11 protein-coding genes and 1 other RNA gene are annotated in these 13,647 nt (G+C 72.6%); 2 read left to right on the forward strand and 10 right to left on the reverse strand.

The genetic code is table 11. The annotated features are described in order from the left end of the window. Nucleotides 1–138 precede the first annotated feature (138 nt). Together IE245_RS06880 and IE245_RS06885 are read right to left on the reverse strand one after the other, a co-directional pair. Nucleotides 139–429, reverse strand: a complete 291-nt coding sequence (locus IE245_RS06880; protein ID WP_037879418.1) for a DUF3039 domain-containing protein — start codon at nt 427–429, stop codon at nt 139–141. Between the two features lie 30 nt (nt 430–459). After that, entirely contained in the window at nt 460–1,020 is a 561-nt protein-coding gene (locus IE245_RS06885) for a YqgE/AlgH family protein (protein WP_189945818.1), read from the reverse strand. Between the two features lie 287 nt (nt 1,021–1,307). On the opposite strand from IE245_RS06885, the gene murA reads away from it, so the two are divergent. Beyond that, nucleotides 1,308–2,648: a UDP-N-acetylglucosamine 1-carboxyvinyltransferase gene (murA, locus tag IE245_RS06890; RefSeq protein WP_189945819.1), complete on the forward strand. Its 1,341-nt coding sequence runs from the start codon at nt 1,308–1,310 to the stop codon at nt 2,646–2,648. An 85-nt stretch (nt 2,649–2,733) separates the two neighbouring features. Here the strand turns inward: murA and IE245_RS06895 are convergent, their stop codons facing one another. The 7 genes from IE245_RS06895 to IE245_RS06925 all read right to left on the reverse strand — a co-directional run bounded on the left by IE245_RS06895 (nt 2,734) and on the right by IE245_RS06925 (nt 11,821). Beyond that, nucleotides 2,734–3,015, reverse strand: a complete 282-nt coding sequence (locus IE245_RS06895; RefSeq protein WP_017237029.1) for an HU family DNA-binding protein — start codon at nt 3,013–3,015, stop codon at nt 2,734–2,736. Between the two features lie 314 nt (nt 3,016–3,329). Next, nucleotides 3,330–4,745 carry an NAD-dependent malic enzyme gene (locus IE245_RS06900; protein WP_189945820.1) on the reverse strand — a complete coding sequence of 472 codons (1,416 nt, stop codon included), beginning with the start codon at nt 4,743–4,745 and terminating at the stop codon, nt 3,330–3,332. 389 nt (nt 4,746–5,134) lie between these two features. Continuing rightward, entirely contained in the window at nt 5,135–7,414 is a 2,280-nt protein-coding gene (locus tag IE245_RS06905) for a HelD family protein (RefSeq protein ID WP_189945821.1), read from the reverse strand. Between the two features lie 62 nt (nt 7,415–7,476). Further along, complete coding sequence (locus IE245_RS06910; RefSeq protein WP_189945822.1) at nt 7,477–7,995, reverse strand: GNAT family N-acetyltransferase; 519 nt, start codon at nt 7,993–7,995, stop codon at nt 7,477–7,479. Nucleotides 7,996–8,060: 65 nt separating this feature from the next. Beyond that, complete coding sequence (locus tag IE245_RS06915) at nt 8,061–9,179, reverse strand: uroporphyrinogen-III synthase (protein ID WP_189945823.1); 1,119 nt, start codon at nt 9,177–9,179, stop codon at nt 8,061–8,063. An 84-nt stretch (nt 9,180–9,263) separates the two neighbouring features. Next, on the reverse strand, nt 9,264–10,619 hold the full coding sequence (locus IE245_RS06920) for a nitrate/nitrite transporter (RefSeq protein ID WP_189945824.1): 1,356 nt from the start codon (nt 10,617–10,619) through the stop codon (nt 9,264–9,266). A gap of 233 nt (nt 10,620–10,852) precedes the next feature. Continuing rightward, nucleotides 10,853–11,821 (reverse strand): LysR family transcriptional regulator, encoded by a 969-nt coding sequence (locus tag IE245_RS06925; RefSeq protein WP_229851110.1) that lies wholly within the window; start codon nt 11,819–11,821, stop codon nt 10,853–10,855. A gap of 84 nt (nt 11,822–11,905) precedes the next feature. On the opposite strand from IE245_RS06925, the gene IE245_RS06930 reads away from it, so the two are divergent. After that, nucleotides 11,906–13,150: an MFS transporter gene (locus tag IE245_RS06930; RefSeq protein WP_229851111.1), complete on the forward strand. Its 1,245-nt coding sequence runs from the start codon at nt 11,906–11,908 to the stop codon at nt 13,148–13,150. A 73-nt stretch (nt 13,151–13,223) separates the two neighbouring features. Here IE245_RS06930 and ssrA read toward each other — a convergent pair. Continuing rightward, nucleotides 13,224–13,592, reverse strand: a transfer-messenger RNA (tmRNA) gene (gene ssrA / locus IE245_RS06935). Between the last annotated feature and the right edge of the window lie 55 nt (nt 13,593–13,647).

The following is a 13,647-nucleotide window of genomic DNA, read 5'->3' on the forward strand; positions in this document are numbered from 1 at the left end:
CACTTCACCCCCGCCCCGGCACCGGAGAAGGCCTCGGCGGGCACCCCGGCGCGGGGTCCGGAAACACGGAACGGCCCCCGTCGCGCGCACCGCTGGTGCGCGCGACGGGGGCCGTCCCCGACGGTCCGGGAGGAGGGGTTACTTCCCCTTGCCGCCCTTGTCCTTGTCCTTGTCCCCGCCCGAGCCCATGGACTCGTAGATCTCCTTGCACATCGGGCAGACCGGGTACTTCTTCGGGTCGCGCCCGGGCACCCAGACCTTCCCGCAGAGTGCGACGACGGGAGTGCCGTCGAGGGCACTCGCCATGATCTTGTCCTTCTGGACGTAATGGGCGTAGCGCTCATGGTCGCCGTCACCGTGGGACACCTGCGGCGTCGGCTCGACGAGGGTTCCCGTACCTGCCCCGCGCTCGGGCTCGAGAGTGCTCATGGGTCCCAAGGGTACTGAACCCCGCGGCCCTCAGTTGAGCGAAGGGTCGTCCGGATAGGTGGCGACCATGGCGAGGTCGCCGCGCTGGCGGCGCAGCACCTGGCGCCAGAGGGTCTCGGGGGTGGGCGAGGAGACGTCGCCGGGCTCGGACTCGACGACGTACCAGGCGCCCTCGGTGAGTTCGAGCTCCAGCTGGCCGGGGCCCCAGCCCGCGTACCCGGCGAAGATGCGGAGCGCGCCGAGGGCGGGGCCGAGGAGCTCGGGCGGGGTCTCCAGGTCGACGAGGCCGATCGCCCCGAAGACCCGGCGCCAGCCGAGCGGGCCCTCGTCGCCGGGGATGACGGCGAGGCCGAGGGCGGCGTCGAGGGAGACGGGCCCGCCCTGGAAGACGACGCCCGGCTCGCCGGCGAGGCCCGCCCAGGGCGCGAGGACGTCACCGACGGTGACGGGGGTGGGGCGGTTGAGGACCACGCCGAGCGAGCCCTCCTCGTCGTGGTCGAGCAGCAGCACCACCGCGCGGTCGAAGTTGGGATCCGCGAGGGCGGGCGTGGCCACGAGCAGCCGTCCTGTGAGCGAGGACACCTCGGTCATGCGACACATGATCCCGCATCTTCGGCGCGGGCGGGGGTTCTCGGGCGGAATCCCGGGAAAGCGGGGGAGGCGAGGGCGAGCCCCGCAGGTCGGAAGGGCGGGACGGGACCGCCCCGGCCGCCCCTCCGGGACAAACGGACGGTGACACTCCGCAAGATCACGGGAACGGAGGGTGTTGTGCCGAATTCATTACATCTGACAGGCACCCCGACCGGCCCGATCAGGGTCCAATGGCCCCTTACCCTTTTCTCTGGCCACCCGACCGACGACTCCGGAACGCGAGATTCATGACCGGCACAGACGATGTCCTGCTTGTCCACGGCGGAACCCCGCTGGAGGGCGAGATCCGCGTTCGCGGCGCGAAGAACCTCGTGCCCAAGGCGATGGTCGCCGCCCTGCTCGGCAGCGGCCCCAGCAGACTGCGCAACGTGCCGGACATCCGCGACGTCCGCGTCGTCCGCGGCCTGCTCCAGCTGCACGGCGTGACGGTCCGCCCCGGCGAGGAGCCCGGCGAGCTGGTGCTCGACCCGACGCACGTCGAGTCCGCCAACGTCGCCGACATCGACGCCCACGCCGGCTCGTCGCGCATCCCGATCCTCTTCTGCGGCCCGCTGCTGCACCGCCTCGGCCACGCCTTCATCCCGGGCCTCGGCGGCTGCGACATCGGCGGCCGGCCCATCGACTTCCACTTCGACGTGCTCCGCCAGTTCGGCGCGACCATCGAGAAGCGCGCCGACGGCCAGTACCTGGAGGCCCCGCAGCGCCTTCGCGGCTGCAAGATCCGCCTCCCGTACCCCTCGGTCGGCTCGACCGAGCAGGTGCTGCTCACCGCCGTCCTCGCCGAGGGCGTCACCGAGCTCTCGAACGCGGCCGTGGAGCCGGAGATCGAGGACCTGATCTGCGTCCTGCAGAAGATGGGCGCCATCATCTCGATGGACACCGACCGGACCATCCGGATCACCGGTGTCGACAAGCTCGACGGCTACACCCACCGGGCGCTCCCGGACCGCCTGGAGGCGGCCTCCTGGGCGTCCGCGGCGCTCGCCACCGAGGGCAACATCTACGTGCGCGGCGCCCAGCAGCGCTCGATGATGACCTTCCTCAACACGTACCGGAAGGTCGGCGGCGCCTTCGAGATCGACGACGAGGGCATCCGCTTCTGGCACCCGGGCGGCTCGCTGAACGCGATCCACCTGGAGACCGACGTCCACCCCGGCTTCCAGACCGACTGGCAGCAGCCGCTGGTCGTCGCCCTGACGCAGGCCTCCGGCCTCTCCATCGTCCACGAGACGGTGTACGAGTCCCGGCTCGGCTTCACCTCGGCGCTGAACCAGATGGGCGCCCACATCCAGCTGTACCGCGAGTGCCTCGGCGGCTCCGACTGCCGCTTCGGCCAGCGCAACTTCCTCCACTCGGCGGTCGTCAGCGGCCCGACGAAGCTCCAGGGCGCCGACCTGGTCATCCCGGACCTGCGCGGCGGCTTCTCGTACCTGATCGCGGCCCTCGCCGCCCAGGGCACCAGCCGGGTCCACGGCATCGACCTGATCAACCGCGGCTACGAGAACTTCATGGAGAAGCTCGTGGAGCTCGGCGCCAAGGTCGAACTGCCGGGCGGCGCGCTCGTCTGAGCCCTCCAGGGGGCCTGAGAAGGGCATACGGAAGGGCGGCCACCCCGGAAGGGGTGGCCGCCCTTTTCGTGCGCCTACAGGCCGCTTACTTGCCCTTGGCGGCTTCCTTGAGCTTCGAGCCCGCGGAGACCTTCACGCTGTAGCCGGCCGGGATGTTGATCGGGTCGCCGGTCTGCGGGTTGCGAGCGGTGCGAGCGGCACGGTGGGTGCGCTCGAAGGTCAGGAAGCCGGGGATGGTGACCTTCTCGTCGCCCTTGGCGACGACCTCACCGACGGTCTCGGCGAGGGCGGCCAGCACGGCGTCGGCGTCCTTGCGGGTCACCTCGGCGCGGTCGGCCAGCGCGGCCACCAGCTCACTGCGGTTCATGTTGTTACTCCCGTGTTCTTCTTGCCTGTGAGGCGTGAGATCGAAGCCGATGCTGCCAGGGGCCTCGGACAGTCCCCGGACTCGGGTCTGTCTCTCGTGGATCCCTCGCGCCCTGGGGGTTCCCCCCTGGACGAAGTCCTCGGGGGAGCATCCTGCCCCCACCAGCGGCGGGAACGCCAATCCGGCACCCCCTGGGGGCACAGGAAAGGCGCCGGAGCCCCCTGGTGGTGACGTAGCGTCGACTCCCCGCAAACGGTGCGGAGCCGAAAAGCCACCCTAAAGGCGGGTTTACGGCTCCGCGAATCGCGACACGCTCAGGCGCCCGCGGCGGCCGCCTTGGCGGCGTTCCTGACGGCCCCGGCGACGGCGCCCGCGACCTTGTCGTTGAAGACCGACGGGATGATGTAGTTCGGGTTCAGCTCGTCCTCGGTGACGACGTCCGCGAGGGCGCTGGCGGCGGCGAGCATCATCTCGGTGTTCACCGTGCGGGACTGCGCGTCGAGCAGACCGCGGAAGACGCCGGGGAAGACCAGCACGTTGTTGATCTGGTTCGGGAAGTCCGAGCGGCCGGTGGCGACCACGGCGGCGGTCTGCCGGGCCGCGGCCGGGTCGACCTCCGGGTCGGGGTTCGCGAGCGCGAAGACGATGGAGTCCTCGGCCATCGCCGCCACGTCCTCGGCGCCCAGCAGGTTCGGGGCCGAGACGCCGATGAAGACGTCCGCGCCGACGACGGCCTCCTTGAGGGTGCCGGTGACGCCCTCCGGGTTGGTGTTGTCGGCGATCCAGCGCAGCGGGGAGTCCGCCGGGGCCGCCACCAGGTCCTCGCGGTCGGCGTGCACGACGCCGTGGATGTCGGCGACCACCGCGTGCTTCACGCCCGCGGCGATCAGCAGCTTCAGGATGGCCGTGCCGGCCGCGCCGGCGCCCGACATGACGACCCGGACGTCGCCGATGCCCTTGCCGACGACCCGGAGGGCGTTGGTGAGGGCGGCGAGGACGACGATGGCGGTGCCGTGCTGGTCGTCGTGGAAGACCGGGATGTCGAGGGCCTCACGGAGTCGGGCCTCGATCTCGAAGCAGCGCGGCGCGGAGATGTCCTCCAGGTTGATGCCGGCGAAGCCGGGGGCGATGGCCTTGACGATCGCCACGATCTCGTCGGTGTCCTGGGTGTCCAGGCAGATCGGCCAGGCGTCGATGTCGGCGAAGCGCTTGAAGAGGGCGGCCTTGCCCTCCATGACCGGCATGGCGGCCATCGGGCCGATGTTGCCGAGGCCGAGGACGGCGGAGCCGTCGGTGACGACCGCGACGGTGTTGCGCTTGATGGTGAGGCGGCGGGCGTCCTCGGGGTTCTCGGCGATCGCCATGCACACGCGGGCGACGCCCGGGGTGTAGATCATGGACAGGTCGTCACGGTTGCGGATGGGGTGCTTGGACGCCATCTCGATCTTGCCGCCGAGGTGCATCAGGAACGTACGGTCCGAGACCTTGCCGAGGACGACGCCCTCGATGTCCCGCAGCCGCTCGACGATCTCGTCGGCGTGCGCGGTGGAGGTCGCGGCGACGGTGACGTCGATCCGGAGCTTCTCGTGACCCGAGGCGGTGACGTCGAGGCCGGTGACGGACCCTCCGTGGGACTCGACCGCCGCCGTGAGCTGCGAGACCGCGGTGCCGCTCGCGGGCACCTCCAGCCGGACCGTCATCGAGTACGAGACGCTGGGCGCCGTTGCCATGGCCGGATTCCTCTGCTTTCCCTAGCTTCGTTGCTACGCCGCCCCGGCTTGGTTGCCCTGACGGCGCCCTCCGATCGTCGCACCTACCCGCCGGTAGCAGGTAATGCGGTCATTTTGTTTTCGGAAAGTAGTTTCCACCATACGAGAGTTTCCCGGGCAACAGAAGGGGCCCCGGTCGTCGGAAGACGACCGGGGCCCCAACTTCGTATGTATGTCTAAGTGACACCGACCCGCCATGCTCGCCTCGCGGCAAGTGGTCCCTCTGAGGGACGAAGGTTGGGCCCGGGGGCTTGGATCGAGCCGGTGTCACGACCAGGCTAACAAACCCGCCCCGAAGGTGATTCCCCCGGCGCGTGTTGACCGGAAATCACCCCCGGAGAGCCCTGGCCTCAGTCCCGCAGGAGGTCCGGGACACCGGCCTCGTCCGGCAGGTCCCGCTCGCCCGAGAGCACCGTCAGCGCCTGTGTCGAACGGGTGAGGGCCACGTACAGGACGCGCAGGCCGGCCGGGGACTCGTCGGCGATCTCGGCCGGGGAGACGACGAGGGTGGCGTCGTACTCCAGGCCCTTCGCCTCCAGCGAGCCGAGCGCGACCACCCGGTCGCCCAGGCCGTCGAGCCAGCGGGCGGCCTGCGCGCGCCGGTCCATGGCCACGACCACGCCGACCGTGCCCTCCACCTCGGCGAGCAGCCGCTCCGCCTCGGACCGTACGGCTCCGGCCAGGTCGCCGCCCGCGCCGACCGCGACGAAACGGGGCTCGACGCCGGTCGAGCGGACCGCCCTCGGCGACTCCTTGCCCGGCATCGCGAGGGCGAGGACCTTGGCGGCCAGCTCGGCGATCTCCGCCGGGTTGCGGTAGTTCACCGTCAGCTCGAAGCGCCGGCGCGGCCGGGAGCCCAGCGCCTCGTCGCGGGCGGCGGCCGCCTCGTCCGGGTCGGACCAGGACGACTGGGCCGGGTCGCCGACGACCGTCCAGGTCGCGTGCCGGCCCCGGCGGCCGACCATCCGCCACTGCATGGGCGTCAGGTCCTGCGCCTCGTCGACGATGACGTGGGCGTACTCGGTGCGCTCGGCGGCCAGCCGCTCGGCCCGCTCCCGCTGGGTCTCCTCGCGCACCGGCATCAGCTCCTCCAGACCGGTGAGCTGGTCCAGCGGGTCGTACTCCCGCTTCCGCTTCGGCCGGGCGGGGGCGCCCAGCAGGGTGTGCAGCTCGTCGAGGAGGGCCACGTCGTGGACGGAGAGCCCCGGACGGCGCAGCGAGCGGGCGACCCGGCGGACCTCCCCCGGGTTGAGGATCCGGCGGGCCCAGCGGCCGAGCCGCTTCTCGTCGGCCATGGCGTCGAGGACCTGGCGCGGGGCCAGCTCCGGCCACCAGGCGTCGAGGAAGCCGAGGAAGGCGTCCTCGGTGGAGACGTCCTCGTCGAAGGAGGAGCGCAGCTCGGCGGCGAGCTCGGGGTCGCTGTGCCGGCCCGCGGCGCCCGAGCGGGCGTACAGGGCGTCCAGGAGGAGCCGGCGGGCACGGGGCCGCAGCAGGTTGACGGGAGCGGTGCCGGAGAGCACGTTCTGCCGGATCCGCCGCAGCTCGGCCTCCTCCAGTTCGAGGCGGCGGCCGAAGGCGACGACCCGGAGGAGCTTCGGCGAGTCGGGCCGGTCCAGGGCGCCGCGGGCCGCCTTGCGGAGCACGGCGAGCATCCGCGAGGAGCCCTTGATCCGGGAGACGGCGGGCTCGTCGTACGCGTCGGCCTCGGCCCCGTCGACCAGGTTCCCCAGCGCCCGGATGGCGACCTGCCCCTCCTCGCCGAGGGAGGGCAGCACGCCCTCGGTGTACGAGACGAGCAGCGGCGTCGGGGAGACGATGAGGATGCCGCCGGCGTACCGCCTGCGGTCCTGGTAGAGCAGGTACGCGGCCCGGTGCAGCGCCACGGCCGTCTTCCCCGTGCCCGGCCCGCCCTCCACGTACGTGACGGAGGCGGCGGGCGCGCGGATGACGAGGTCCTGCTCGGCCTGGATCGACGAGACGATGTCCCGCATGGTGTGCGAGCGGGCCTGCCCGAGGGCGGCCATCAGCGCGCCGTCGCCGATGACGGGCAGCTCGGCGCCGCCGAGGCTCGCCCTCAGCTCCGGACGCATCAGGTCGTCCTCGACGCCGAGGACCCGGCGGCCCTTCGACCGGATGACCCGGCGGCGGACGACCCGGCCCGGCTCCACGGGCGTCGACCGGTAGAAGGGCGCGGCGGCGGGGGCGCGCCAGTCGATGACGAGCGGGGAGTAGTCGGCGTCGAGGACGCCGATGCGGCCGATGTGCAGGGTCTCGCGGATGTCGGCGGTGTTGTCGGCCCGGACGGCGTCGTCGGCCGGCTCGACGGACGTGTACGCCCCGTCGGGCCCCTTGATCCCGTCCTTCCCCTCCAGCAGGTCGATCCGCCCGAACAGGAAGTCCTCGAACTCGTTGTTGAGCCGGTTCAGGTGGACCCCGGCGCGGAAGACCTGGGCGTCGCGCTCGGCGAGCGCGCCGGGCGTGCCGACGTGCCCCTTCTGCGCGGCGTCGTTCATCAGGAACTCCGCCTCGTGGATCTTCTCCTCCAGGCGGCGGTAGACCTGGTCCAGATGTTCCTGCTCGACGCCGATCTCACGGTCTCTGACCGTGTCGACGGCTTCCTGCGCGGCCACTAAGGCCCCCTTCTGACGTGCACTGGGCAGCCGTCAAAGGTACGCCACCGGTGGCCGTCGTGTCAGGCGAGGGGCGGCGGCCGATCGTGCAGGATCCGCTGGAAGAGGAAGTGGTCGCGCCACTCCCCCGCGATGTGCAGGTACCGGGGCGCGTGCCCGATCCGCTCGAACCCCGCCCTGGCGAGGACGCGCTGCGAGGCGTGGTTGTCGAGCAGGGTGGACGCCTCGATCCGGTGCAGGCCGAGCTCGTCGCGCGAGGCCCGCAGCACCTCGTCGACGAGCGCGCCGGCGATGCCGCGGCCGGTGCGCCCGCCGTCCACCCAGTACCCGAGCGAGGCGCTCCTGAAGGGTCCCCACACGATCCCGGACAGGATCGCGGCCCCCACGATCCGCTCCCCCTCCCACGCGAACCACCGCCGCCCGCCGTCGGCCAGCCGCTCGGCCTGCGCCTCGGCGGTGTAGTACCGCTCGGGCCGGTACGGCTCGGTGGCCCGCATGTGCCCCCGATTCCGCGCGAGCGCCTCCGCGAGCGCCTCGGCGTCCTCCGCCCGGGCCTTCCGAACCCCTACCGAAACGTCCATGCGAGCAACCTACTCCGCCCACGCGGGGCCGCGGGACGGGACGCCGTCCCGCGGGACGCGGTGCGTCACGACGTCGGGTCCACCGAGAGGCGGTAGCCGCGTTTGACGACGGTCTGGATGAGCTTGGGCGTGCCCAGGGAGGCCCGGAGCCGGGCCATCGCCGTCTCGACGGCGTGCTCGTCCCGCCCGGCCCCCGGCAGCGCCCGCAGCAGGTCCGCCCGCGAGACGACCCAGCCCGGCCGGCGGGCCAGCAGCCCGAGGAGGGCCATGCCGGCCGGCGGCACGGGCCGCAGCGCCCCGTCGACGAGCACCGCGTGCCCCCGGATCTCGACGCGGTGCCCGGCGACCGGCAGCACCCGCGCCCGCGCGGGCAGCTCCGTGCAGAGGAGCTGGACGAGCGGCCCGAGCCGGAAGCGTTCGGGCTGGTGCGTGGGAATGCCCTCGGCCTGCAGCGGCAGCGCCGTCACGGGCCCCACGCACATCGCCGGCACCTCGTGCCGCAGCGCCTCCACGAGCCGCTCCCGCACCCCCCGCTCCGCGGCCCGCGCGAGGAGCGAGGCCGCCGCCGGCGCGCTGGTGAAGGCGACCGCGTCGACGGAGCCGGAGAGCACCGCGTCGAGGAGCCGGTCGAGCGGCCCGAGGTCCTCCGGCGGCATCCAGCGGTAGACGGGCACGCCCACGACCGACGCCCCGGCCGCAGTGAGCGACTCGACGAAGCCGGGGAGGGGTTCGCCGTGGAGCTGGACGGCGATCCGCCGCCCGTCGACGCCTTCGGCGAGGAGCCGGTCGAGGACCTCCGCCATGGACTCGGACGAGGGCGACCAGGACTCGGTGAGCCCGGCGGCCCGCACCGCGCCCTTGACCTTGGGCCCGCGGGCGAGGAGTTCGACCCCGCGCAGCGCGTCGAGGAGCTCGGAGCCGTACCCCCAGCCCTCCGCCGCCTCGACCCAGCCGCGGAAGCCGATCGCGGTGGTGGCGACGACGACGTCCGGCGTGTCGCCGATGATGTCCTTGGTGGCGGCGAGGAGTTCGGTGTCGTCGGCGAGGGGGACGATCCGCAGGGCGGGGCCGTGCACGACGGCCGCGCCGCGCCGGCGCAGCAGGGCGATGAGTTCGTCCGCGCGCCGGGCCGCGGTGACGCCGACCGTGAAACCGGCCAGGGGTCCGTGTTCGTGCTGGTCCATGGGCATCGAGAGTGGCGCGGACGCGTGACAGTCGGGGTTCACGCGTATTTCCTGGCCGTTACGGTACGCGCCCTGCACCTCGGCTCACACCTTCGCGTATCCGGGCCGGGTCTCCGGCTCCTCGGCGGACTCGGCGGTGTCGGGGACGACGGGCGGGCGCCGAAGGTATACCGCCCAGGTGACGGCCATGCAGGCGGCGTAGAAGGCGAGGAAGGCGACGAAGGCGCCGGTGCCGCTGCCGACGGTCTGGAAGGACTGCCGGAAGGCGAGGTTGATGCCGAGGCCGCCGAGGCCGCCGATGGCCCCGATGAGGCCCATGGAGGCGCCGGAGAGCCGCCGTCCGTACGCCTCCGCGGTCTCGCCGGCGAGGCCCTTGCGGTGCCCCTGGGCGAGGAAGATCGCCGGGATCATCTTGAAGGTGGAGCCGTTGCCGAGGCCGCTGAGGACGAAGAGGGCGATGAAGCCGACGAGGAAGACGGCGAGCGACTCGATGACGGAGGCCCAGATGACGATGCCGGTCGCGGCGGACATCGCCGCGAAGGTGGCGAGGGTGATGCGGGCGCCGCCGTGCCTGTCGGCGAGGGAGCCGCCGAAGGGGCGGATGAGGGAGCCGAGCAGGGGGCCGATGAAGGTGAGCGAGGCCGCCTGGAGCGGCGTGCGGCCGAACTGGGTCTGGAGGACGAGGCCGAAGGCGAAGCTGTAGCCGATGAAGGAGCCGAAGGTCCCGATGTACAGGAAGGCCATGATCCAGGTGTGGCGGGCCCGGACGGCCTCGCGGAAGGCTCCGGTGTCGTTCTTCACGGGCGTGAGGTTGTCCATGAAGAGCGCGGAGCAGACGGCGGCGACGATGATCAGCGGCAGGTAGACGCCGAGGACGATCCTGGGGTGCAGGGCGCCGGCGGTGCCGATGACGAGGAGGCCGACGAGCTGGACGACGGGGACGCCGATGTTGCCGCCGCCCGCGTTGAGGCCGAGCGCCCAGCCCTTCTTCCGGAGCGGGAAGAAGGCGTTGATGTTGGTCATGGAGGAGGCGAAGTTGCCGCCGCCGACGCCGGTGAGCACCGCCACCAGGACGAAGGTGGAGTAGGAGGTGCCCGGTTCCATCACGGCGTAGGCGAAGCCGGTCGGCAGGAGGAGCAGCAGGGCGCTGAAGACCGTCCAGTTGCGTCCGCCGAAGCGGGCGACGACGAAGGTGTACGGGATGCGGATCAGCGCGCCGACGAAGGTCGCGGTGCCGATGAGGAAGAACTTGCCGGCGGCGTCGACGCCGTACTCCGGCCCCATGAAGAGGACCATCACCGACCACAGGCTCCAGACGGAGAAGCCGATGTGCTCGGAGAGGACGGAGAAGGCGAGGTTGCGCTTGGCGATCCGCTCGCCCTTCTCCCGCCAGAAGGCCTCGTCCTCGGGTTCCCAGACGTCGATCCAGCGCCCGCCCATCTCGCACCTCCACCGTGTCGGATCCGGTCTCGGATCCTGGTGCATCCGACGCTAGGGAGGGCGCGTTTCAGGACAGTGCCGTGAGGTGACGGCGGCGGAACCTTGCTCTCACCCGGACGGGGCGGTCCGTGTGAGCGGGACCGGAGGCACGCCCGGCACTCCCGTTTTTCGGCTCGGTTCGCCTCCGGGGCGCCACAGCCGGGCTCACGGCCCTTCGGCTCGCTCGCCGGGGCTCATCGGGCGCCCGGCAGCCCCGGCTCCCCCTCCGGCAGCCAGGAGTCGGCCGGCCGGTCGTGCCAGCCCTCGCGCTCCGCCAGTTCGGCGACGGCCTCGTGGAGGGCGTCGAGGGCGGGGTGGCGCAGGCCCTTGCGCCAGACGAGGCTGACGGGTGAGAGCGGGACGGGGTCGACGAGGGGGCGGAGGACGCAGCCGGGCAGGGGCGGGAAGCCGACGACGGCGAGGACCGGGTGCCGGTGCTTGGCCATGATCCGCTGGAACTCCTCCTGTCCGACGGCGAGCGGTGCGGGCGGCGCGAGGTGGATGCCGCGGCCGGCGAAGAGCCGGGTGGCGAGGTCGGTCCACTCGGGGGTGCGGTCGTTCCCGGCGCCGGCGTAGAGGCGTTCGCCGGCGAGCCGGCCGAGCGGCACCTCGGGGAGGGCGGCGAGCGGATGGTCCTCGGGCAGCAGCACGGCCATCGGCTCGTACCGGACGAACCGCGCGTCGAGGCCGGCGCGCAGCCGGGGCGCGAGCCCGCCGTACCGGCCGAAGGAGGCGTCGAGCCGGCCGGCCAGGATCTCCCGCACGGCGCCGGTGAGCCCGGACTCGAAGCGGGCCATCAGCTCCTGTTCGGGGGCGAGTTCGCGGGCCCGGCGCAGGATGCGGTCCTGGACGAGGCCGGGCGAGTTCAGGTCGACGAGGAGGGGGCGGGCCCCGGCCCGGAAGGCGTCGCGGAGCGCGTCGTGGGCGTCGAGGACCCGGCGGGCGTACGGAAGGAGCCGCTCGCCGTCCGGGGTGAGCGCGACCTGCCGGGTGGTCCGGACGAACAGCTGGGCGCCGACCTCCCGCTCCAGGCGCCGGACGTCCCGGCTGAGCGCCTGCTGGGCCACGAAGAGCCGGCCGGCGGCCCGGGTGAAGTGGAGCTCCTCGGCGACGGCGGTGAAGGCGCGCAGCAGCCGGGGTTCGATGTCGTAGGGTGTGGCCACCCGCCGCATTCAACAACACGGGTGCGTGAATCGCGACCCGATGGGTGTTGGACGGTCCGGGCGGTCGGGCCGGAGCCTTGGTCCATGCCACCTCAGCTTCTCGTCCCCACCCCGGCGGGTCCGGGCCTGGCCCCCCGCTACCACGAGCGCCCCGCCGTACTGCCCCGCAACCCGTACCTGCGGCTCTTCACCCTGCCGGGCACGCGCGCGTTCACCGCCGGGAACCTGATCGCCCGGCTGCCCTCGGGGATGTCCGGCATCAGCGCGGTGATCATGATCTCGGCGGGGTACGACTCCTACGCCCTGGCCGGCGCGGTCACCGCGACCGGCCTGGCGGCGGGCGCGCTGACGGCGCCCTGGATCGCCCGGCTGATCGACCGGCACGGACAGGCGCGGGTCGCCGTCCCCGCCACGCTCGTCGCCGTCCTGGGCCAGCTGGCGCTGCTGCTGTGCGTCCGGGGGCACGCGCCCGCGTGGGCGCTGTTCTGCGCGATCGCGCTGACCGCGACCACCCCGAACACGGGCGGCATGTCCCGGGCCCGCTGGGCGCACCTGCTGCGCGGCGACGCGGCCGCGCTGCACACCGCGAACTCCTTCGAGCAGGCCGCCGACGAGCTGTGCTTCATGCTGGGCCCGGTGGTGGCGGCGGTGGTCTGCTCGGCGTTCTTCCCGGAGGCGGGGACGCTGGTGGCGGCCGTCCTCCTGCTGACCGGCGTCCTGCTCTTCACCGCCCAGCGCTCGACCGAGCCGCCGGTCGCCCCGCGCACGGCGGCGGGCTCGCCGCTGCGGCTGCCGGGGATGCTCCCCCTGCTCGTGGTGTTCCTCGCGACCGGGGCGGTCTTCGGTTCGATGGAGGTGACCGCCCTGGCGTACGTGGACGGCCCGGCCGCGGGCCCGGTGCTCGCCCTCCAGGCGGCGGGCTCCTGCGCGGCGGGCCTGCTCTACGGCCGGGCCCGCCGCACCGCCGGCCTGCGGCTCTGCCTGGCGGCGATGACGGTGCTGATGGCGGCCCCGCTGCTGATGGCGCGGACCGGTTCCCTGCTCGCGCTGGCCGCCGGCCTGCTGGTGGCGGGCATGGCGACGGCCCCGACGATGGTCACGGGCATGGGCCTGGTCCAGCAGCTCGCCCCGCCCTCCCGGCTCAACGAGGGCATGACGCTGGCCGTGACCGCCCTGCTCGCGGGCGTCGCCACCGGCTCCGCGACGGCCGGCTGGACCGCCGACCACGCCCCGGACCCCGTGGCCGGCTTCCTCCTGCCGGTGACGGCGGCCGGCCTCGCGCTGGCCCTGTGCGCGGCGACGGGCGTCGGCCGCCGCGCCCGGGGGTGATCCGGCGGGGGCCGGGAACGACAGAGGCCCGGCGGTCGCACGAGCGACCACCGGGCCTCTGCCCACATGGGATGAGTGGAGATGGCGGGAATCGAACCCGCGTCCAACGGTGCGGAACCAGGGCTTCTCCGTGTGCAGTCTGGTACGAGTTTCTCAGCCCTCCGGATCACCCAGACAAGTCCGGAACGGGCTCAGTCACTGTTTGATTTCCCTCTTCACCCCGTGACCGGGATCAAGGTTTAGTCCCCTTCATGATGCCAGGATCCGGGTCGGGAACAGCCCCGGGCTGACACTTCGCAAGTCGCTACTTAGGCAGCGAGGGCGAAGGAATCGCGCTTGGTGTTGGCGATTATTGGTTTCGGCGCGTGGTTTACGAGATCATTGCCGCTTCCTCGACACGCTTCCCCTGCTTCGACATCCGCTGTCGAAACCGATCATCCCCATGTTGATTTTTCAATCCGTGCGCCCTCGGTGGGGTGCGTGGCCCATGGTACGTG

Origin of the sequence: Streptomyces roseolus (assembly GCF_014649855.1) — a bacterium.
Classification (GTDB): domain Bacteria; phylum Actinomycetota; class Actinomycetes; order Streptomycetales; family Streptomycetaceae; genus Streptomyces; species Streptomyces roseolus.

Excerpts from the sequence above, each read along its gene's own strand:
- IE245_RS06920 (WP_189945824.1), bottom strand. The coding sequence starts at position 10,619 with ATGGGCGGGCGCTGGATCGACGTCTGGGAACCCGAGGACGAGGCCTTC.
- murA (WP_189945819.1), top strand. The coding sequence starts at position 1,308 with ATGACCGGCACAGACGATGTCCTGCTTGTCCACGGCGGAACCCCGCTG.
- IE245_RS06910 (WP_189945822.1), bottom strand. The coding sequence starts at position 7,995 with ATGGACGTTTCGGTAGGGGTTCGGAAGGCCCGGGCGGAGGACGCCGAG.
- IE245_RS06900 (WP_189945820.1), bottom strand. The coding sequence starts at position 4,745 with ATGGCAACGGCGCCCAGCGTCTCGTACTCGATGACGGTCCGGCTGGAG.
- IE245_RS06885 (WP_189945818.1), bottom strand. The coding sequence starts at position 1,020 with ATGACCGAGGTGTCCTCGCTCACAGGACGGCTGCTCGTGGCCACGCCC.
- IE245_RS06915 (WP_189945823.1), bottom strand. The coding sequence starts at position 9,179 with ATGGACCAGCACGAACACGGACCCCTGGCCGGTTTCACGGTCGGCGTC.
- IE245_RS06895 (WP_017237029.1), bottom strand. The coding sequence starts at position 3,015 with ATGAACCGCAGTGAGCTGGTGGCCGCGCTGGCCGACCGCGCCGAGGTG.
- IE245_RS06930 (WP_229851111.1), top strand. The coding sequence starts at position 11,906 with ATGCCACCTCAGCTTCTCGTCCCCACCCCGGCGGGTCCGGGCCTGGCC.
- IE245_RS06880 (WP_037879418.1), bottom strand. The coding sequence starts at position 429 with ATGAGCACTCTCGAGCCCGAGCGCGGGGCAGGTACGGGAACCCTCGTC.